This is a genomic window from Micromonospora sp. DT15 (genome assembly GCF_049841475.1).
In the GTDB taxonomy this organism is placed as follows: domain Bacteria; phylum Actinomycetota; class Actinomycetes; order Mycobacteriales; family Micromonosporaceae; genus Micromonospora.
Window position 1 is genome coordinate 1 of sequence record NZ_JBNCKJ010000006.1, and the last position, 19,003, is coordinate 19,003.

19 protein-coding genes are annotated in these 19,003 nt (G+C 72.6%); 7 read left to right on the forward strand and 12 right to left on the reverse strand.

Features of this window, described 5'->3' with window-relative positions:
• Nucleotides 1-555: 555 nt before the first annotated feature.
• Nucleotides 556-1,848: a tyrosine--tRNA ligase gene (tyrS, locus tag ACLQ3F_RS14660; protein WP_357206815.1), complete on the reverse strand. Its 1,293-nt coding sequence runs from the start codon at nucleotides 1,846-1,848 to the stop codon at nucleotides 556-558.
• Nucleotides 1,849-1,947: 99 nt separating this feature from the next.
• On the opposite strand from tyrS, the gene ACLQ3F_RS14665 reads away from it, so the two are divergent.
• Nucleotides 1,948-2,337, forward strand: coding sequence for a PaaI family thioesterase (locus tag ACLQ3F_RS14665; RefSeq protein WP_355009142.1), 390 nt, complete (start codon nucleotides 1,948-1,950; stop codon nucleotides 2,335-2,337).
• A gap of 22 nt (nucleotides 2,338-2,359) precedes the next feature.
• Here ACLQ3F_RS14665 and ACLQ3F_RS14670 read toward each other — a convergent pair whose 3' ends face one another.
• The 5 genes from ACLQ3F_RS14670 to ACLQ3F_RS14690 form a co-directional block, all read right to left on the reverse strand.
• Nucleotides 2,360-3,697, reverse strand: a complete 1,338-nt coding sequence (locus ACLQ3F_RS14670; protein WP_425849318.1) for a hemolysin family protein — start codon at nucleotides 3,695-3,697, stop codon at nucleotides 2,360-2,362.
• Between the two features lie 177 nt (nucleotides 3,698-3,874).
• Nucleotides 3,875-4,516 (reverse strand): hypothetical protein, encoded by a 642-nt coding sequence (locus ACLQ3F_RS14675; protein WP_425849321.1) that lies wholly within the window; start codon nucleotides 4,514-4,516, stop codon nucleotides 3,875-3,877.
• 9 nt (nucleotides 4,517-4,525) lie between these two features.
• A complete protein-coding gene (locus tag ACLQ3F_RS14680) occupies nucleotides 4,526-5,026 on the reverse strand; it encodes a GNAT family N-acetyltransferase (protein WP_425849324.1) in 501 nt (166 codons plus the stop codon).
• Between the two features lie 38 nt (nucleotides 5,027-5,064).
• The gene (locus ACLQ3F_RS14685; protein ID WP_425849328.1) at nucleotides 5,065-6,540 is read right to left on the reverse strand and encodes a serine hydrolase domain-containing protein; all 1,476 of its coding nucleotides are present in this window, start codon (nucleotides 6,538-6,540) and stop codon (nucleotides 5,065-5,067) included.
• Nucleotides 6,541-6,592: 52 nt separating this feature from the next.
• Nucleotides 6,593-7,096: an ArsR/SmtB family transcription factor gene (locus ACLQ3F_RS14690; protein WP_425849330.1), complete on the reverse strand. Its 504-nt coding sequence runs from the start codon at nucleotides 7,094-7,096 to the stop codon at nucleotides 6,593-6,595.
• 160 nt (nucleotides 7,097-7,256) lie between these two features.
• On the opposite strand from ACLQ3F_RS14690, the gene ACLQ3F_RS14695 reads away from it, so the two are divergent.
• From ACLQ3F_RS14695 to ACLQ3F_RS14705, 3 genes are all read left to right on the forward strand, one after another.
• The gene (locus tag ACLQ3F_RS14695) at nucleotides 7,257-9,872 is read left to right on the forward strand and encodes a cation-translocating P-type ATPase (protein ID WP_425849332.1); all 2,616 of its coding nucleotides are present in this window, start codon (nucleotides 7,257-7,259) and stop codon (nucleotides 9,870-9,872) included.
• 50 nt (nucleotides 9,873-9,922) lie between these two features.
• Complete coding sequence (locus tag ACLQ3F_RS14700) at nucleotides 9,923-10,813, forward strand: universal stress protein (RefSeq protein WP_425849335.1); 891 nt, start codon at nucleotides 9,923-9,925, stop codon at nucleotides 10,811-10,813.
• A 151-nt stretch (nucleotides 10,814-10,964) separates the two neighbouring features.
• Complete coding sequence (locus tag ACLQ3F_RS14705) at nucleotides 10,965-11,843, forward strand: universal stress protein (RefSeq protein WP_425849338.1); 879 nt, start codon at nucleotides 10,965-10,967, stop codon at nucleotides 11,841-11,843.
• Here ACLQ3F_RS14705 and ACLQ3F_RS14710 read toward each other — a convergent pair.
• From ACLQ3F_RS14710 to ACLQ3F_RS14730, 5 genes are all read right to left on the reverse strand, one after another.
• Complete coding sequence (locus tag ACLQ3F_RS14710; protein ID WP_425849340.1) at nucleotides 11,836-12,471, reverse strand: FMN reductase; 636 nt, start codon at nucleotides 12,469-12,471, stop codon at nucleotides 11,836-11,838. The genes ACLQ3F_RS14705 and ACLQ3F_RS14710 overlap by 8 nt on opposite strands.
• On the reverse strand, nucleotides 12,468-13,610 hold the full coding sequence (locus tag ACLQ3F_RS14715) for an LLM class flavin-dependent oxidoreductase (protein ID WP_355009150.1): 1,143 nt from the start codon (nucleotides 13,608-13,610) through the stop codon (nucleotides 12,468-12,470). Before ACLQ3F_RS14715 ends, ACLQ3F_RS14710 begins: the two co-directional genes overlap by 4 nt.
• A gap of 163 nt (nucleotides 13,611-13,773) precedes the next feature.
• Entirely contained in the window at nucleotides 13,774-14,049 is a 276-nt protein-coding gene (locus tag ACLQ3F_RS14720) for a ubiquitin-like small modifier protein 1 (protein WP_357201284.1), read from the reverse strand.
• 2 nt (nucleotides 14,050-14,051) lie between these two features.
• Nucleotides 14,052-15,137, reverse strand: coding sequence for a WD40/YVTN/BNR-like repeat-containing protein (locus ACLQ3F_RS14725; RefSeq protein ID WP_425849344.1), 1,086 nt, complete (start codon nucleotides 15,135-15,137; stop codon nucleotides 14,052-14,054).
• A gap of 86 nt (nucleotides 15,138-15,223) precedes the next feature.
• Nucleotides 15,224-15,865: a DNA-3-methyladenine glycosylase gene (locus ACLQ3F_RS14730; protein WP_357260294.1), complete on the reverse strand. Its 642-nt coding sequence runs from the start codon at nucleotides 15,863-15,865 to the stop codon at nucleotides 15,224-15,226.
• Between the two features lie 184 nt (nucleotides 15,866-16,049).
• Here ACLQ3F_RS14730 and ACLQ3F_RS14735 point away from each other — a divergent pair, with 184 nt between their 5' ends.
• From ACLQ3F_RS14735 to ACLQ3F_RS14745, 3 genes are all read left to right on the forward strand, one after another.
• The gene (locus ACLQ3F_RS14735; RefSeq protein ID WP_355009154.1) at nucleotides 16,050-16,505 is read left to right on the forward strand and encodes a hypothetical protein; all 456 of its coding nucleotides are present in this window, start codon (nucleotides 16,050-16,052) and stop codon (nucleotides 16,503-16,505) included.
• A gap of 86 nt (nucleotides 16,506-16,591) precedes the next feature.
• The gene (locus tag ACLQ3F_RS14740; RefSeq protein ID WP_357201296.1) at nucleotides 16,592-17,017 is read left to right on the forward strand and encodes a DNA-binding protein; all 426 of its coding nucleotides are present in this window, start codon (nucleotides 16,592-16,594) and stop codon (nucleotides 17,015-17,017) included.
• A gap of 81 nt (nucleotides 17,018-17,098) precedes the next feature.
• Nucleotides 17,099-17,452, forward strand: a complete 354-nt coding sequence (locus ACLQ3F_RS14745) for an MmcQ/YjbR family DNA-binding protein (RefSeq protein WP_425849347.1) — start codon at nucleotides 17,099-17,101, stop codon at nucleotides 17,450-17,452.
• 43 nt (nucleotides 17,453-17,495) lie between these two features.
• Here the strand turns inward: ACLQ3F_RS14745 and argH are convergent, their stop codons facing one another.
• Nucleotides 17,496-18,959: an argininosuccinate lyase gene (gene argH / locus ACLQ3F_RS14750; RefSeq protein WP_357201303.1), complete on the reverse strand. Its 1,464-nt coding sequence runs from the start codon at nucleotides 18,957-18,959 to the stop codon at nucleotides 17,496-17,498.
• Between the last annotated feature and the right edge of the window lie 44 nt (nucleotides 18,960-19,003).

Genomic DNA, 19,003 nt, shown 5'->3' on the forward strand with positions numbered 1-19,003 from the left:
AATCATAATTGGCACTGGCTTTACAAGCACCCTGTTGAGTTCTCAAAGAACAACCACACACCGACCAGAAGCCCCACACTCAGTGGAACCCCAACCGGGGCTTTTACCGCTTCGCGCCCCGCGCTTTCAGCGCCAGGCACTTTTACTACGTTACCCGCTCGTTTCCGCCCTGTCAAACCGATATTTCGCGGTTCGTCATGCTTCAACCCGATAACGCGGGCACCATGTCGCGACCGGCTTGCGCCGCTCTTGTCATGGGTTCGGCAGGCCGGCCGTCGCGATTTCCCGCGACCCGCCCGGTGCCCTGCCGGTTCGTAACCATACCCGGTCGGTTTCGCAGCGCCAAATCCGCCTCGCGGCGTTTCTGGTGGCACCTCCCGGTTGGGGCTCCGGTGGGCGTGCCCACCCGACCCCCAGGCCGTTGGCCTGCGCTCCGGCCGCTTCAGGCTTTCGCCTGTTTCGTCCGTTCCGCGCTGGCAGAGAGAAAGTTACGCGTCCGGCGGGATGATCGTCAAATCCGCCGGACGCGTCCCCCGTCACATCGTCGACAGGTGGCTATTCACCCAGCTCAACGCCCGCGAACGAACGCTTCCCCCGGCGCAGCACCAGGTATCGCCCATGCAGCAGGTCGGCCGGCGACACCCCGGCGTCCACAGCGGTCACCCGGTTGTTGTTGACGTAGGCGCCGCCTTCGGCGATCACCCGCCGAGCCTCCTTGAGGCCACTCACCAGACCGGAGTCCCGCAGCAGACCCGCCACATCCGGCAATTCGCCGGTGAGGCGTACGAGGCCCGCCTCGGCCAGGGCCGCGCGCAGGGTCTCCGGCGACAACTCGTCCAACGATCCACGGCCGAAGAGCGCCTGACTGGCGGCGATCGCCTGTCGGGTCTCGTCGGCACCGTGCACCAGTGTGGTCAGCTCCTCGGCGAGCGCCCGCTGCGCCAGCCGGGCCGCCGGCCGTTCGGCTGTCGCCTTGGCCAGCTCTTCCAGCTCGTCGCGGGTGCGGAAGCTGAAGTACCGCAGGTAGCGGTCGACCTCCTGGTCCTCGACATTGAGCCAGAACTGGTAGAAGGAGTACGGGCTGGTCATCGTCGGGTCGAGCCAGACGGCACCGCCCTCGCTCTTACCGAACTTCGTACCGTCGGACTTGGTGACGAGCGGCGTGGTGAAGGCCTGCACCGGCCCCGCGCCCCGTCGGCGTACGTAGTCGACGCCGGCGGTGATGTTGCCCCACTGGTCGGAGCCACCGAACTGGAGCTGACAGCCGTGCCGGCGGTGCAGCTCGAAGAAGTCGTTGGCCTGGAGCAGTTGGTAGCTGAACTCGGTGTAGCTGATGCCGGTCTCCAGCCGGGCCCGCACCACCTCCCGCGCGAGCATCTTGTTCACCGGGAAGTGTTTGCCCACGTCGCGGAGGAACTCGACGATCGACATCTCGCCGGTCCAGTCCAGGTTGTTGACCAACTGCGCCGCGTTCTCGCCGGAGTACGACACGAAGGGCGCGAGCTGGTCGCGGATCCGCTCGACCCAGCCGGCGATCACCTCGGTCGGGTTGAGCGCCCGCTCGGCGCTCTCCTTCGGGTCACCGATCTGCCCGGTCGCTCCGCCGACCAGCAGCAACGGGCGATGGCCGGCGAGTTGCAGCCGGCGGGCCATGAGGACCTGCATGAGGTTGCCGACGTGCAGGCTCGGCGCGGTGGGGTCGAAGCCCACGTAGTACGTGGCGGCACTCCCACCGTCGAGCAGCTCGCGCAGCTCGTCGAGGCCGGTCGAGTCCTGTATCAGGCCACGCCAGAGCAGGTCATCGGTCAGGGAGTCCCGCCCGGGCGGCGGGGGGCTGCTGTCGGTCACGGTCACCGATTCTCCCCCATCGCCGGCGCCAACCCATACCGGGTTTGGCGCAACCCGCCCCGGCTAGGCTTGCGCCAGTTGATCGAGGAGGGCCTTGCCATGGAGATTCCGGACCTGACGGGTGGCTTCGTCGCCCTGCTCGGCCTCAAGTTCGAGGAGGCCAGCGCCGACCGGGTGGTCATCAGCTGGCAGGTCGGCCCGCAGCTGCACCAGCCGTTCGGCATCCAGCACGGCGGGGTGTACTGCTCGGTCGTGGAGACCGCGGCCAGCGTGGGTGGCGCCCTCTGGCTGGCCGACCGGGGCACTGTGGTCGGGGTGTCGAACCAGACCGACTTCCTGCGGGCCGTCCGGGAAGGCGAGCTGAGGGCGATCGGCACCCCGGTGCACCGGGGCCGCAGCCAGCAGCTCTGGCAGGTGGAGATCACCGACGCCGACGAGCAGCTGGTCGCCCGTGGTCAGGTCCGGCTACAGAACCTCTCGCCCGCCTGAGCGACGGCGTTCGCCGCACCGGTCAACTGCGGGCCTCATCCAGCACCGGCTCCGCAGGCTGGTCGGCGTCGGCGTCGCCGTCGGCTTCATCGGGTACGCGGCTGAGCCGTACCTCGGTGATCGCCCGGTGGTCGATGCCGGCCACCATCAGCACCCAACCGTCGAGCGTGACGTCCTCCCCGGCGACGGTGGGGATGTGCCCAAGCCGGGCCAGTACCAGCCCGGCGACTGTCGTGTAGTCACCGGCCGGGCGCGACGGCAGCTCCACGCCGATGTCCGGCAGGTCGTGCACCGGGAAGGTGCCGGGCAGCACCAGCGCACCGTCGGGGTCACGCCGCACCGAACGCACATCCCGGTCGGTCTCGTCGTAGATCTCACCGACGATCTCCTCCAGGATGTCCTCCAGCGTCACGATGCCGTCGACGGCGCCGCGCTCGTCCACGACGAGCGCGATGTGCTGACGCTCGGCCTTGAACTGGCGCAGCGCCTCCACCACCGGCAGCGAGTCGGGCAGCAGCATCGGCGGTCGGGCGATCTCGTCGACCGGGCGGTCGTCGGGCACACCCACCAGGTCACGCAGGTGGATCACTCCGGCCGTGTCGTCCAGGCCGCCGTGGCGCACGACCGGAGCCCGGGAGTGCCCGGTGGCGGCCAGCACGAGCCGCGCGGCCTCCGCCGTGGTCCCGCTGTCGAGCGTGAAGACCTGCAACCGGGGTACGAGGACAGCCCGCAACCGCCGATCGGCGATCTCCACCGCACCCGCGATGATGGTGCGCTGCTCCTTGGTGAAGCCGTGGTTGCCGGCGACGATGTCGCGCAGCTCGTCCGGGCCGATCTCCTCCGGCTCGTGTTTCGGGTTGAGCCCGACCAGGCGGACCACCACGTCGCTGGTGGCGCCGAGGGCCCAGACCGCCGGCCGGGTGAGGCTGGCGAGCAGGTCGAGCGGGCGGGCCACCAACAGCGCCCACCGTTCGGCGGACTGCATGGCGATCCGCTTGGGCGCCAGCTCGCCGAAGACCAGGGTGACGAAGGTCAGCGCGAGGGTGACCGCCACGATCGCCACCGTCTCGGCGGCGCCACCGAAGACCCCGAGCAACGGCACCAGGGGTTTCGCCAGGGAGACCGCCGCGGCGGCGGAGGCCAGGAAACCGGCGAGGGTGATGCCGATCTGGATGGTGGCCAGGAAGCGGTTCGGGTCCTTGGCGAGCCTGGCCAGCACCCGTCCGGCCCGGCTGGTGCGCTCCAGCCGCTGGATCTGGCTGTCTCGCAGCGACACCAACGCCATCTCGCTGCCCGCGAAGAGCGCGTTGATCACGACCAGGACTCCGACCAGGGCCAGTTGGCTCCCGTAGCTCTGCACGCCCGGTTCGCTCCCTCGTGGTGGTGGCACCGGCTGCCCCGCGCGGCACCCGCCGGTCGGCGAGCCCGCCCGGCGTAGGCGTGTCTTTGCCCCGTCCGGCGCCGGCCGAATCCTGCTCCGGCGAGGCTACGCCGAACCGGACGACGGTGACGCTACGCCGACCGGGGCATCGGTGGGTCAGGCCGACTGGGGCGTTGGCGACGCCGGCAGGTCGAGGACGTACGAGTCGCCGTCCGGGCGGAAGCCGAGCCGGTGGTAGTAGGGGGCCACCATCCGGGGCGGGCTGACCACCCGGTGGAAGCCGCGTTCGGTGAACAGGTGGCTGCGCCGGTAGACGAACTCACCCGGGGTGAAGTCACGGAACTTCGGGGTCACATAGTCCAGGTCGATCTGGGCGACGCCGGGCGCCTCGGCGTGCGCCAGCACCACCCCGACCACCTCGTCAGCGGTGACCACGAGGAACGCCGAGCGCCCTGACGCCTCCGGATCCCAGCGGAAGCCGGGATTGAACCGGGCGATGTCGGCGGCGTGCACCCGCAGCGTGTGCGCGAGGAACTGGTCGCCGACGCCGACCTCCACCACCTGGTACGTCTTCTCGTCGTGCCGGGTGGCGAGCATCCCGCGCAGGTACCAGATGTTGATCACCGCGAGCACGACGTTGAGCCCGACCATGGGCCAGACCTCGATCGCGGCGTTGTAGCCGATCAGCACGACGCAGCCGACGAGGTTGATCGCGCGCAGTCGCAACACGCGCGACTGCAGCAGCGACCAGACCAGCACCGCGGAGCCGGCCCAGCCGACGAGATCCAACCAGTTCACGTCGCGAGACTAGTGCCCGCCCAGGTCAGGGGCGTCGGCGGGCAGCTCCAGCAGCCACTCCTCGACGTCTTCGCCGCGACCGTTGGCGTACCCCGAGTCCTCACCGACCACCACGAACCCGCACTTGCGCAGCACCGCGAGGGAGGCGGCGTTGTCCTTGGCGGTGCGGGCGTGCACCGGCCGGGGCAGCTCGCGCAGCAGGGCGGCCAGGGCCGACGTGGCGTGGCCCCGACCCCAACGTGCCGGGTCGATCCAGTAGCTGACCTCGGTCTGGTCGCCGACCGGGAAGGCGGTCACGTAGCCGACCACCTCGCCGTCGACCTCGGCGGTGCGGACCAGGTTCTGCGGGTTGGTGAGCACCCGGGCCCAGTGTGCGGCGAACTCCCGACGGTCGGACGGGTCCTTCGGGCCGAACGCGGCCATCCGGTTGGCCTCCGGGTCCTGCTGGAACAGGAAGAACTCGACGAGGTCGTCCTCCAGGACCGGGCGCAGCCGCAGATCAGAAGTCATCGGCCGAGGGTACGCAACGGCGGGCCCGCGCGACTCGCTCAGTCACTCACGGCAGCCACCGCCAGCACGGCGGCGAGCAGGGAGCTGGCCACCGACAGCAGGCGACGCCACGGCACCCGCGCGTCGACCACCGGCAGGGCGGACCACCGGGTCACGGCCACTGTCGCTCCCACCGCGGACAGACCGGCCCCGAGCGGCCAGAGCCATGCCGGCACCGCCGACCAGTCGCCCATCCGGTGCGCCAACCCGAGATAGGCGAACGCCCACACCACCGCCGCGATCACTGTCACCCGGTCCAGTTCGCGGCGGCGTGCGGTGCGGAGCAGGGACAGGCCGCCGAGGAAGGTGAAGGCCATCGCCAGGCCGGCGCCGATCCAGACGGGCGCCGCCGGTGTCGCCTCCCCCGCCTCCTTCTGCGGTACGCCGAGCAGCCGCAGGCCGATCGACTCGACACCCTTGTCGGTGTTTCCGAGCACCACCGCGGCCCGGCCGGTGGCCCGTTCGAGGCCGATGTAGGACCGGAACCCGCCGGTGGCGCCGTTGTGCCAGATCACCTCGTGGTCGCCGTGCCGGGTGGTGAACCAGCCGTATCCGACGCGGGTGTTCCCGTCCTCGCGGAAACGGGCGGTGGTGGCGTCGGCGCCGGGCGCGGTGCCGGCGAGGGTCGCGGCGGCCAGCCGGCCCAGGTCCTCGGCGGTGGACCAGGGGCCGATGCCGGCCGGCGCGTACCCCTGTCCCGACCAGGGGTCGAGCGGCCGGCCGGCGGCTCGGCCGCCGTGGGCGCGGTCGGCCGGTAGGTCGTCGGCGTGGGTGGCGATGACTGTGGCGTCCATGCCGAGCGGCTGGAGCAGCCGGGCCCGCAGCAGCTCGGGGTACGCGACGCCGGCCTTCGCGGCGAGCGCGTGGCCGAGCACGGACGGGCCGAGGTTGGAGTAGTGGACCTCGCCGCGGTCGTCGGTGTCGGGGGTGACCCGGTTGGCGACACTCCGGATGGTGTCAAGGTCCTGCCCGGCGTAGGGGTTGCCGCCGGAGACGTTGGACCAGAGGATGCGCGCCCAACCCAGGACGGAGCCGGGGGCGAGCCGGGGCAGGCCGGCCCGGTGGCTGGACAGCTCGGCGAGGGTGACGTCGCGGGCGGGGCCGGTGAGCGTGGACCACGTGGCGTCGAGCCGGTCGTCGGGGTGCACGACCCCGGCGGCGGTCTGGTCGGCGAGGAGCATGCCGGTGAGCGCCTTGGTGACCGAGCCGATCTCGAACGCGGTGCCGGGCTCGACGGGCTGGCCGGTCCGGTCCCGGTCACCCAGGCCGGCGGTGCGGATCCGGCCGTTCTCGACCAGTGCGACGGCGAGCCCGCGGTGTCCCGACGGGTCGCGTACGGCCGCGCGTGCGGCGGCGGCCAGATCGGCGTCGCCGGTGGTCTGCGCGCCGAGGTGGGCCACCCGGGGCATGAGCGCGATTCCGGCGAGGCCGGCGATCAGCGCGACGACGATGGTGATCACTGTCGTTCGGCGCATGGTGTTCCTCCCTCCTGTTCGTCGTGCGGGCTGTCGGTGCTGCGGGCGTGGGTCAGCGGCCGGCGGCGGTGAGGATGGTCAGCAGCGGCACCACGCGTTCGGCGGGGACGGCCCACCGACCCCGGCCGGCGCTGCGCAGCCAGCCGGCGGCGGTGATCTGGCGCAGGTGGTGGTGGAGTTGGCCGGTGGTGCCCAGCTCCTCGATCTCGGCGAGCTCGCTGGTGCTGTGCCGGCCGTCGAGGATCTCGCGCAGCAGCCGCAGCCGCACCGGGTGGGCCAACGCGGAGAGCGTGCTGGCCAGCTCCGTCCAGTCCGCGGCGAGCACGTCGTCGACGGTGCGGCCGTACTGCCAGTCGTAGTGCTGCCCGGCGACGCGGACGGTGCCGGTGTAGAGGACCGCGCCGGTGCCCTCGGGTGGCAGGCGCTGCTTGAGGCCGTCGAGGGCCCAGAAGGTGCCCTCGGATGCGGGCGGCGCTGGTGGCGCCGCTGCCAGGCGCTCACTCAAGGCTGCGAACTGCGTCTCCAGCGCGGCGAGCCGCGACTCCATGGTGGTCATAGGTTGATAGTACGTACAAACGTACTCCCGTACAATCGGGACTCGGGTCTTTGGTCCCGGGCCCCTCGGGCGCAACGCCTCTGCCCTGGGTGATCACTCAGCGGGATGGTGAGACGGACGGCGTGCCGGTGACGCGCCGCGCGGGACGGGGAGGTCACTGGTGGCGAAGACGGGCGGTCCGGGCCGGACGCTGGAGGGCACGATCGATGTGCCCGTCGCGGTCGGGCTCGACGCGGCAGAGGCCGCCGCCCGATTGCGGGTGAACGGACCCAACGCGGTGGCGCCACCGCCGCGCCGGCATGCGGCCGTACGGGTGCTGCACCAACTCACGGACCCACTGGTGGCCCTGCTGCTCGCCGCCGCGGTGGTGACCACGCTGCTCGGCGACTACCCGGACACCGCGGTGATCGTCCTGGTCGTGCTGGTGAACACGATCATCGGGGTGGTGCAGGAGATCCGCGCGGACCGCGCCATCGCGGCGCTGGGCCAGCTCGCCGCTCCCACCGCCCGGGTGGTCCGTGACGGCCGGGACCTGGCCGTCCCCGCCGCCGACCTGGTCCACGGCGATCTCGTCCGGATCGAGGCCGGCGACATCGTGCCGGCCGACCTGCTGCTGGTTGAGGCGAACCGGCTGCAACTGGATGAATCCGCGTTGAGTGGTGAGTCGGTGCCGGTGGGGCGGACCGTCGGTCAGGAGGCGCTGGCCGGGACGGTGGTCACCACCGGACGCGCGGACGGCACGGTGATCCGGACGGGGCCGGCGAGCGCGTTGGGCCGGATCAGCGCCCTGGTGGCGGGCACGCGGCCCGGCGCCACTCCCCTGCAGCGCCGGCTCTCCGCCCTGGGCCGCACGCTCGGGTTGGTCGCGGTCGTCCTGTCGGGGCTGGTCTTCGCGATCGGGGTGCTCAGCGGTCGACCGGTGGTCGACATGGCCATCACGGCGGTGAGCCTGGTCGTCGCGGCGGTACCCGAGTCGCTGCCGGCGGTGGTGACCCTGGCGCTGGCGCTGGGCGCGCGCCGGATGGCCGCCGCGCACGCCATTCCGCGTCGGCTGCACGCGGTGGAGACACTCGGCTCGGTGACCGTGATCGCCTCCGACAAGACGGGCACCCTCACGGAGGGGCGCATGGCGGTGCAGCAGGTCGCCACCGCCGACGGGGGGCGGTACGAGGTCACCGGCAGCGGGTACGCCCCGCACGGCGCCGTGCACCAGGATGGCGCGCCGGTGGCCGTACCGGAGGAACTCCGCCGGCTGGCGCGGGCCGGGCTGCTCTGCAACGACGCCGCCCTGTCACCTCCGGACGACGAACGACGCGACTGGGGTGCCGTGGGGGATCCTCTCGAAGCGGCGCTCGTGGCCTTCGCGGCCCGGTGCGGCCTCGACCCCCAGGACACCCGCGCCGCCTGGCCGCGGGTCGCCGAGCACCCGTTCGACCAGGCCCAACGGCGGATGGTCACCGTGCACCGCTCCTGCGACCAGCGCAATCTCGTGGTCTGCAAGGGCGCCCCGGAGAGCGTCCTCACCACGTCCCTGCTCGACGCCACCGACGATGAGATCGCCGCGCTGACCCGCACCGCCCACCGGCTCGCCGGGGAGGGCCTGCGGGTGCTCGCCGTCGCCGCCGCGCTGTCGGACACGTCGCCGGACCCTGCCACGCCGACCGGCCTGCGCCCGCTCGGGCTGGTCGCCGTCGGTGACCCGCTGCGCGCCGGCGCACCCGAGATCGCCGAGAGCCTCGACGCCGCCGGGGTACGGCTGCTGCTGATCACCGGCGATCACCCGGCCACCGCCGCCGCGATCGGCTCCCAGCTGGGCCTGTGGCACGACGGTGATCCTCTCGCCCGCGGCGACGACGACTCGACGGCGCACCCGGACACCCGCGTCTTCGCCCGGACCCAACCGGAACAGAAGCTCGACATCATCGCGGGCCTGCAGGCCCGCGGTCACGTGGTCGCGATGACCGGCGACGGAGTCAACGACGCGCCGGCGCTGCGCCGCGCCGACATCGGGGTGGCGATGGGTGGCGGCACCGAGGTCGCCCGGCAGGCCGCCGATCTGGTCCTCGTCGACGACGACCTGTCCACAGTGGCCGCCGCCATCGGTGAGGGCCGCCGCATCTACGACAACATTCGCCGGTTCCTGCGCTACGCCCTCTCCGGCGGGGTGGCCGAGATCCTGGTGATGCTCATCGGCCCGCTGTTCGGGCTGGCCGTACCACTGCAACCCGCACAGATCCTCTGGATCAACCTGCTGACCCATGGGGTGCCCGGGGTGGCCCTCGGTGCCGAGCCGGCCGAACCCGGCACCCTGCGCCGGACGCCCCGTTCGCCACAGGAGTCGGTGCTCGGCGCCGGGCTCGGTCGGGACGTCCTGGTCACCGGCGCGCTGATCGCCGCCGTGGTGCTGGGCGCCGGTGTGGTCGCCGCCGACCGGGACCTGCCCTGGCAGTCGGTGGTCTTCGTGGTGCTCGGGCTGGCCCAGCTCGGCGTGGCACTGGCCGTCCGGGCGCCCCGGCCGGCAGGCGCGCGGCGCGGCAACCCCGGCCTCCTCGTCGCGGTCGCGGTGTCGGCGCTGCTGCAGGTCGGCGGGGTGCTGTTCGCCCCGCTGCGGGACCTGCTCGGCACCGACCCCCTGGCACCGACCGTACTGCTGGCCTGCGCGGTGGTCAGCGCCCTGCCCGGGTTGGTGCTGTGGCTGGCCCGTCGCCGTCCGACCCCGCCGAGCGACCGGGTCGACGGGACCAATGGCCCCCGGTCCCTTACCGTCCGCCCCTGACCGTCCGGCCCGCATTGCAGGAGGATGAAAACGGAACGAAGGAGGACGTGATGATCAACAGATCCGGTGCCCCAGTGGTGGTGGCTGTGGACGGCTCGACATCGGCGCTGGAGGCGGTGCGTGTCGCCGCCCGGGAGGCCGCGACGCGGGGCCGCCCGCTGCGGGTGGTGCACGCGTTCATCTGGTCGCTCTACGGCGTGTCGTTGGAGCCGGCGCCGGGCGCTCCCGTCAACGCCGGGTTCCGGCGCCAGGCGGAGCAGCTGGTCGCCGAGGCGGTGACCGAGGCCGGCAAGGTCGCACCGGAGCTCGCCGTCACCGGCGCGATCGTCGAGGGCGCGCCCACGCCGATGCTGCTGGTCGAGGCCCGGGACGCGGCGCTGCTGGTGCTCGGCAGCCGGGGCCTGGGCGGCTTCGGCGGGCTGCTGATCGGCTCGGTGGCGGTGCAGGTCTCCGCCCGCGCCGACTGCCCGGTGCTGGTCGTCAAGGGTGAGGCGCGCGCCGACGGGCCGGTCCTGGTCGGGGTAGACGGTTCGGACCTGTCCGCCCAGGCGTTGGGGTTCGCCTTCGAGGAAGCCTCGTTGCGGGGCACCGACCTGGTGGCCGTGCACGCCTGGATCATCCCGGTCGCGCCGAGCGACCTCCTGCCGGTGGCCTTCGACGTGGAGGCGCTCGCCGCGGAGGAGGAGCGGGTGCTCGCCGAGGCGATCGCCGGCTGGTCCGAGCGCTACCCCGACGTGCCGGTGCGGCGCCGAGTGGCGTACGGCGCGCCGGCGCGGATGCTCGTGGAGGAGTCGGCCTCAGCGCAGCTCACCGTGGTCGGTGCACGCGGCCGTGGCGCGCTGGCCGGCATGCTGCTCGGCTCGGTGAGTCACACGGTGCTGCACCACTCGCACAGCCCGGTGGTGGTCGTTCGGCACCGCCGCGAGGACCGCAAGGACTGACCCCTCGTCCCGTCCGCGCCGGCCGTTCCCCCACGGCCGGCGCGGACCCGCGTCCGGTATCACGTCACCCGCCTGGCCGGTCGGCCGGTGCCGGCGCGTTCGGCGTCGTGACGGCTGCGCACCGCCGACAATGGGCTGACCGACCCAGGGAGTGCCGATGAACCGACCTGTCGTGGTGGGCGTGGACGGATCGCCGTCCAGCCTCGTCGCCGCGGAGCACGCCGCCCACGCCGCGCTGCTCCGGTCCCGGACGCTGCGCCTGGTGCACGGCTACCTGCACCCCTTCGGCTACGGCGTGCCGCTCAACCCGTACGACATCGGTGTGCCACCGCCCTCCGCGGAGGCGCAGCAGATGCTGGAGCGCACGGCGGCCGAGCTGACCGACCGGTGGCCCGGCCTCGCCGCCGAGGTGCGTCAGGTCCTCGGGGGCCCGGGGGCCACCATGATCGAGGAGTCCCGCCAGGCCGACCTCGTCGTGGTGGGCAGCCGTGGTCTGGGTGGGTTCACCGGCCTGCTGCTCGGCTCGGTCGGCGCGCAGGTGGCCGCGCACGCCCACTGCCCGGTGCTGGTGATCCGCCCGGACGAGCAGCCGATCCCGGTGGACGCCCCGGTGCTCGTCGGCGTCGACGGATCCGAGTCGTCCCGGCTCGCCGTGGGCCTGGGCGCCGACGAGGCGGCGCTGCGGGACGTGCCGCTCGTGCTGGTGCACGTCGGCCCTGCGGACGGGGACCGGACGGTGCCGGAGGAGATCGAGGAGTCGCAGGCCGCGTACCAGGCCGACGTGGTGCGGCTCCTGGCCGACGCCTCCGCCGTGGTGCGCGCCGAACACCCCGACCTGGTGGTGCGCGAGCATCCGCTCCGGGCAGCCGGCGCGGCCCAGGGGCTCATCGAGGCCAGCGGCACGGCGGCGCTGCTGGTCGTGGGCACCCGGGGCCGGGCCGGTTTCACCGGGATGCTGCTCGGTTCGGTCAGCCAGGCGGCGATCCAGCACGCGCACTGCCCGGTGCTGGTCGCCCACCCGGTCAGCTGACCGGCGCTCCGTCGCCTCGGCCGAGCATCTGCAGGAAGTCGGTGGTGAGGGCGAACGGATCGGCCGGCCCGGTGGCCGGCGGCCGCCGCTCGATCTGGTCGGCCAACTCCCCGGCGGCGCGCCGGATCCGGGCGCGCAACGCGCCGTCGGCGGTGCCGTCGGACCAGTCCTCCGGAGCGGCGAAGACCGCTGTCGGGACGACCACCGACCGAAGGTAGGCGAACATCGGGCGGACGGCGTGCTCCAGTGCCAACGAGTGCCGGGCCGTGCCGCCGGTCGCGCCGATCAGCACCGGCCGGTCGACCAGCGACTCGGAATCCAACACGTCGAAGAAGGACTTGAACAGCCCGTTGTACGAGGCGCTGAAGATCGGGGTGACGGCGATGAGCCCGTCCGCCCCGGTCACCGTGTCGACGACCTCGCGCAGCGCTGCCGGCGCGAACCCGGTGAGCATGTTGTTCACCACGTCGTGGGCGTACTCGCGCAGGTCCACGACGTGCAGCTCCACGTCGGAGCCGCGCCGGACCAACTCGTCGCGGGTGGCCGCGGCGAGCTGGTCGGCGAGCAGCCGGGTCGACGAGGGCTGACTCAGCCCCGCCGAGATCACGGCCAGGGTGCGGTGAGTCATCGGGTCGCCCCCTCCGGCGCCTTGCCCGTCACGTCGTCGACGGCGTGCACTGTGCTGTCCTTGGCGCCGCCGGCGGCGGCGACCAGCGAGGCGTGCGTCGGCGCCGCCGGCACGTGCGCCGGACGTCTCGCGGCGAACTCCTTGCGCAGCACCGGCACGACCTCCTCGCCGAGCAGGTCGAGCTGCTCCAGCACGGTCTTCAGCGGCAACCCGGCGTGGTCCATCAGGAACAGCTGCCGCTGGTAGTCACCGACGTACTCCCGGAAGCCGAGCGTACGGTCGATGACCTGCTGCGGGCTGCCCACGGTCAGCGGGGTCTCCCGGGTGAAGTCCTCCAGTGACGGCCCGTGCCCGTAGACCGGGGCGTTGTCGAAGTAGGGCCGGAACTCCCGGACCGCGTCCTGCGAGTTGCGGCGCATGAACACCTGCCCACCGAGGCCGACGATGGCCTGGTCGGCGGAGCCGTGGCCGTAGTGCGCGTACCGCTGGCGGTAGAGCGCGATCATCCGCTGGGTGTGCTCCTTGGGCCAGAAGATGTGGTTGGCGAAGAAGCCGTCACCGTAGTAGGCGGCCTGCTCGGCGATCTCCGGGCTGCGGATCGAGCCGTGCCAGACGAACGGGGGCACGCCGTCGAGCGGGCGCGGCGTCGAGGTGAACGACTGCAGTGGGGTGCGGTACTTGCCCTTCCAGTCGACCACGTCCTCGCGCCACAGCCGGTGCAGCAGGTCGTAGTTCTCGATGGCCAGGGGGATGCCGGCGCGGATGTCCTTGCCGAACCACGGGTAGACCGGGCCGGTGTTGCCGCGGCCCATCATGAGGTCCACCCGGCCGTCGGAGAGGTGCTGGAGCATCGCGTAGTCCTCGGCGATCTTCACCGGGTCGTTCGTGGTGATCAGCGTGGTGGCGGTGGACAGCAGCAGCCGCTCGGTACGCGCCGCGATGTAGCCGAGCATGGTGGTCGGTGACGACGGCACGAACGGCGGGTTGTGGTGCTCGCCGGTGGCGAAGACATCCAGGCCGACCTCCTCGGCCTTCAACGCGATGGCGACCATCGCCTTGATCCGCTCACGCTCGGTCGGCTCCCGACCGGTGGTCGGATCGACCGTGACGTCACCGACGGTGAAGATTCCGAACTGCATGACCAGCTCCTCGCGTGTCAACCGGGTGCCGTCGTGGTACCCGGACGCAGCTCACAACTTATTTGACGACGCAACTATTCCGTCGGCGGTACGCCTCGCAGTGGCGCCGGTCACCTCCGTAAGCGGACATCAGGTCGATGGTCTCCCCTCGGTGTCGGCCCCCTCAGCCGCCCGCGACCGACGGCAGCACCTGCACCTCCGCGCCGTCCTCGACGGGGGTGGCCAGGCCACCGGAGTGCCGGCAGTCTTCCCCGTCGACAAAGACGTTGACGTAGCGGCGCAGCTCACCACGCTCGTCGCGGATGCGCCGGCCCAGCCGGGGGTGCGCGACGGCCATCTCGTCGAGGACCGCCCGCAGCGTCCCGGCGGCGGTGACGGTCAGCCGACTCGCGCCCCCGGCCTCGCCGCGCAGCGGGCCGGGTAGCAGCACGGTGACCACGCTCAGACCTCCGCGGCGCGGACGCAGAGCACGTCGGGCAGGTGCGCCGCGATCAGGGACCAGGAGTCACCCTCGTCGCGGCTGGCGAAGACCGAGCCGGAGCGGGTGCCGAAGTAGACCCCACCGGGGCTGGCGTCGTCGGCGCACATCGCGTCGCGCAGCACCGCCGGATAGAACGGGCCCTCGGGCAGCCCCACCGACAGCGGCTCCCACTTGCCGCCGGCGTCGACGGAACGGAACACCCGACAGCGGTGGTCGGTCGGGAACCGCTCGCCGTCGGCCACCAACGGGAAGGTCCACACAGTGCCGCCGCGCCCCGGGTGGGCCACCATCGGGAAGCCGAAGTCGCTGGGTAGCCCGTCGGCGATCGAGGACCAGGTGCGCCCGTCGTCGTCGGAACGGTAGACGCCGTGGTGGTTCTGCGCGTACAGCCGCTCGGGGTTGGCCGCGTCCCGGGCTACCTTGTGCACGCACTGGCCGAACTCCGGCCACTCGTCGGGCATGAAGTAGGCGCGGATGCCGGTGTTGCCCGGCGCCCAGCTCGCGCCTGCGTCCTCCGAGCGGTAGACGCCGCCGGTGGACATGGCGACCAGCAGCCGAGCCGGGTCACGCGGGTGAGGCAGCACCGTGTGCACGGCCTGACCACCGAAGCCGCCCTCCCACTGCGGGCGGTGCGGGTGGTCCCAGAGGGAACGGACCAGCTCGAAGCTGCGGCCACCGTCGGTGGACCTGAACAACGCGGAGGGCTCGGTGCCGGCCCAGACCACGTCCGGCTCGTCGGGGCCGGCCGGCGTCAGCTGCCAGACCCGGCCGAGGGAGACGCCGGTGTCGGCCGGAAACGCGACCGGCGCCTGGTCGGGCTCGTCCCAGGAAGCGCCGAGGTCGTCGCTGGTGGCGACGCTGGGGCCGAAGTGGGAGCTGGTCATGCCCGCGAGCAGCCGCGGGGTGGACCGTCGGGTGTCGACGGCGACCGCGTAGACGCCCGTCATCGGAAAGTGCGGACCGGTGATCTCCCAACTGCGCCGCTCGTCGGTGCTGGTGGCGAGAAACAATCCCTTGGCTGTGCCGATCGCGAGCAGTGTCGCCATAACGTCCTCCGAACCGTCGGTGAGCAGGTCCGGTGATTATGGCCACACCCTCCGACAACCCCCGCCGCCCACACGCCGCAGGTGGGTCAGCTTCGGACGCGCGGCACGTGCCTGCGGTAGGCGCTGACCGTCGGGTCGCCGTCCAGCCAGAACCGCCAGGGCAGATCGTGCGCGCCGGTCACCCCGACCCGGGGACCGGCCACCACCGTCTCCGGCGGCACCGGATCGGCCGGCGGCCGCAGGCGGACCGGGCCGTCGCCGAGCAGGTCCGCCCCGTACGCCTCACGGTCGATGCCGAGCGCGGAGCAGAGCCGGGCGGGCCCGCGGGCCAGATCCACCTCCCGCCGGACGGCCGGCCGGCGCTCCCGTGCCGTGGCCAGCCCGTCGACCACCGCGCCGGCGCGCAGCAGCACGGCGGAAGCCTCCCCCTCGACCCCGGTGACCACGTTCACGCACCAGTGCATGCCGTAGGTGAAGTAGACGTAGGCGTGCCCGGCGGGGCCGAACATCACGGCGTTGCGCGGGGTGCGGCCCCGATGGGCGTGCGAGGCGGGATCGCCACCACTGCCCGCGTACGCCTCGACCTCGGTGATCCGGACGGTGACCCCGCCGGCGGACAGCCGGCAGCCCAGCAGCCCACGCGCCGCCGGCAGCACCGGACCGGCGAGCAGGTCCGCCAGCGCCGCCAGGTCGGTGTCGGTGCTGCGGTCACCGGACGACAGGGCCATGACTCCGACCGTACCCATCCCGGTTCCCCGGCACCCGGCCGGGCGCGCCGACCGCTGAGCGCCGGCCCGAACAAGGCTCACGTCGCACACCAGACAGTCGGCCGAACAGTGAAACCGGACCCTCGGCTCGGGAGTGTTCCCGATGTCGTCGCACGGGGCGACGACATCACGGGAGGAATTCACCATGACCGTACGGAGCATCCGGCTACCACTGATCGCCACCGGCCTGATCGCGGCAGCCGCGACCCTGGCCTTCACCCCGTCGGCCAGCGCGAGCGTCCCGCTGCGGGCCGCGGCGCAGGCCGACAACGCGGCGCTGCCCACGATCGCGGTCGGCGCAACGGGCAAGATCGAGGCGAACGGCGCGGCGGCGATCGTGCCGGTCACCGTGACCTGCTCGAAGGCCCTCGAGTTCGACGTCACTGTCAAGGTCGCGCAGGCGGTCGGCCAGACGATGCGCGCGGGCACGACGGTTCGGAGGGTCACCTGCGCGGAGGGCACCCAGGAGGTGCGGGTCGCGGTGATCCCGGTCGAGCGCCCGTTCGCAGCGGGCGTCGCGTTCGGTGTGGTGACCGCGAGCCCCTGTGACCCGTACTGCACACCCATCTTCGGCGAGCGCCAGTTCAACCTGGTGCGCTGAGGCGTCGCCTGGCGGCACGGCATGCCCGTGCCGCCAGGCTTCAACATTCTGTTGACAATCAGGCGTTCATGCGATGTGCTCGGGGTATGACGACCGAGGACATCTTCACCGCGCCGGACCCGGGCCGGGCCCGCGCCCACCGCACCCACGAGGCATTGCAGCGGATCAGCGAACGGCATGCCGGCACCGACACGCGGCGGGGCCGGTGGGCCCACCCGTACGTGCTCGACCCGTGGGAGGCGGTCGCCCTGGTCACCGCGCTGGCCGCCGGCGGGGCCGAACGCGAACCCGCTGAGGAGCCGATCGACGCCGCCGACCTGACCGCCGCGCTGACCCTGCTGCCCCACGTCCGCGCCGAACTGGACGCACTGGAGGCCGGCCTCCTGACGCTGGCCCGCGACCGGGGGCTGACCTGGCAGGCGATCGCGTACGGGCTGGGGTTGGGCAGCGCGCAGGCGGCCCGGCAGCGCTACGAGCGGGTCGCCGCCCGCTCGGCCGAGCAGACCTCCTGACGACCGCGCCCGTCGGACCGGCACGGCGCGTGTGCGCCAGCAGTCGGGCGGGCACACTGTGCGCACGACGAGGAGGCACCCATGGAGCGCGCGGAGATGCTGGCGTACTGCCTGGCCAAGCCGGGAGCGTGGCTGGACCAGCCGTGGGAGGGCGACGAGGTGGTGAAGGTGGGCAGCCGCATCTTCGCGTTCCTCGGCAGTGACAGCGGCAAGCCGACGGTCGGCATCAAGTGCGGGGCGACCCGGGAGGCGGCCGACGAGTGGCTGCACCGGCACCCCGACGACGCCAGCGTGATGGCCTACATCGGCCGATCCGGATGGAACACGCTGCGCCTCAACGGCGGGATCGACGACGACGAGCTGACCGAGGCTGTCGACTCGTCGTACGACATGGTGGTGGCCAAGCTCCCCAAGCGGGAGCGCCCGACGGCCTGAACCGCCGCGGCGCCGGCGGCAGGCGCCGACGCCACGGCACGGCTCAGCGCGGAACGACCCGCTCGGTGGCCCACTCCCGCCAGCCGGCCAGCCGGTCCGCCGCGGCGGCGAGCTGGTCGGCGACCGGGCCGGGGCCGGTGGAACCGGGGGTGGTCCGGGCCGCGAGAGCCGAACGGACCGAGAGCACGTCGCGCACCGACGGGTCGAGGTGCCCGCTGATCGTGGCCAGGTCCTCGTCGGAGACGTCGTTGAGCTCGCACTCCCGAGCAGCGCACAGCGCCACCAACTGGCCGGTGATCTCGTGCGCGTCGCGGAACGGCACATTGCGTCGGACCAGCCAGTCGGCGACCTCGGTGGCGAGGGAGAAGCCGACCGGGGCGGCGGCGACGAGGCGGTCCACCCGGACCGTCATCGTGGAGATCATTCCCGCCAGGGCCGGAAGCAGCAGCTCCAGGGTGTCGACCGCGTCGAAGGCCGGCTCCTTGTCCTCCTGCATGTCCCGGTCATAGGTCATCGGCAGGCCCTTGAGCATGGTGAGCACTGTCATCAGGCCGCCGACCAGACGCCCGGACTTGCCCCGGGCCAGCTCGGCGATGTCCGCGTTCTTCTTCTGCGGCATGATCGACGAGCCGGTGGCGAAGGAGTCGTCCAGCTCCACCCAGCCGAACTCGTGCGAGGTCCAGAGCACCACCTCCTCGCCGAGCCGGGACAGGTGCACCCCGATCAGGGCGGTGGTGAAGAGGAACTCGGCCACGAAGTCCCGGTCGGCGACGGCGTCCATCGAGTTGGCGAACGACGTACGGAAGCCCAACTCCTTGGCCACCGCCACCGGGTCCAGTGGGAGCCCCGAACCGGCCAGGGCGCCCGCGCCGAGCGGGCTGATCGCCGCCCGGTGGTCCCAGTCGCGCAGCCGTTCGAGGTCGCGCAGCAGCGGCTGCACGTGGGCGAGCAGCCAGTGCCCGAAGGTGACCGGCTGGGCGTGCTGGAGGTGGGTCATGCCCGGCGCGGCGGTGTCGATGTGCCGCTCGGCCTGCTCGACCAGCGCCTCCGCCAACTCGACCAGGCGGCTGGCCACGCCCCGGGCGTGGTCGCGCAGGTAGAGCCGCAGGTCGGTGGCGACCTGGTCGTTGCGGGACCGGCCGGCGCGCAGCTTGCCGCCGAGGCTGCCGAGACGCTCCAGCAGACCGCGCTCCAGCGCGGTGTGCACGTCCTCGTCGTCGATGGTGGGGCGGAACGTTCCGGAGGCGCAGGCGGCCTCCAGGTCGTCCAGCGCGGCCAGCATCCGGCCCAGTTCCTCCGGATCGAGCAGGCCGGCGCCGGCCAGGACCCGGGCATGTGCCCGGGAACCGGCGATGTCGTACGGGGCCAGGCGCCAGTCGAACTGCACGCTCACCGACAGTCGGGCGAGCGCCTCGGCGGGGCCACCCGCGAACCGGCCACCCCAGAGGCTCGTCCGGTTGGTGGCGGCGCTGTTCTCGGTCAGGCTCTTGTCGTCCACGTCGCCCATCATTGCGTTGGTTGCCTTTCGCTCGCGACTGCGGGGCCCGCTTG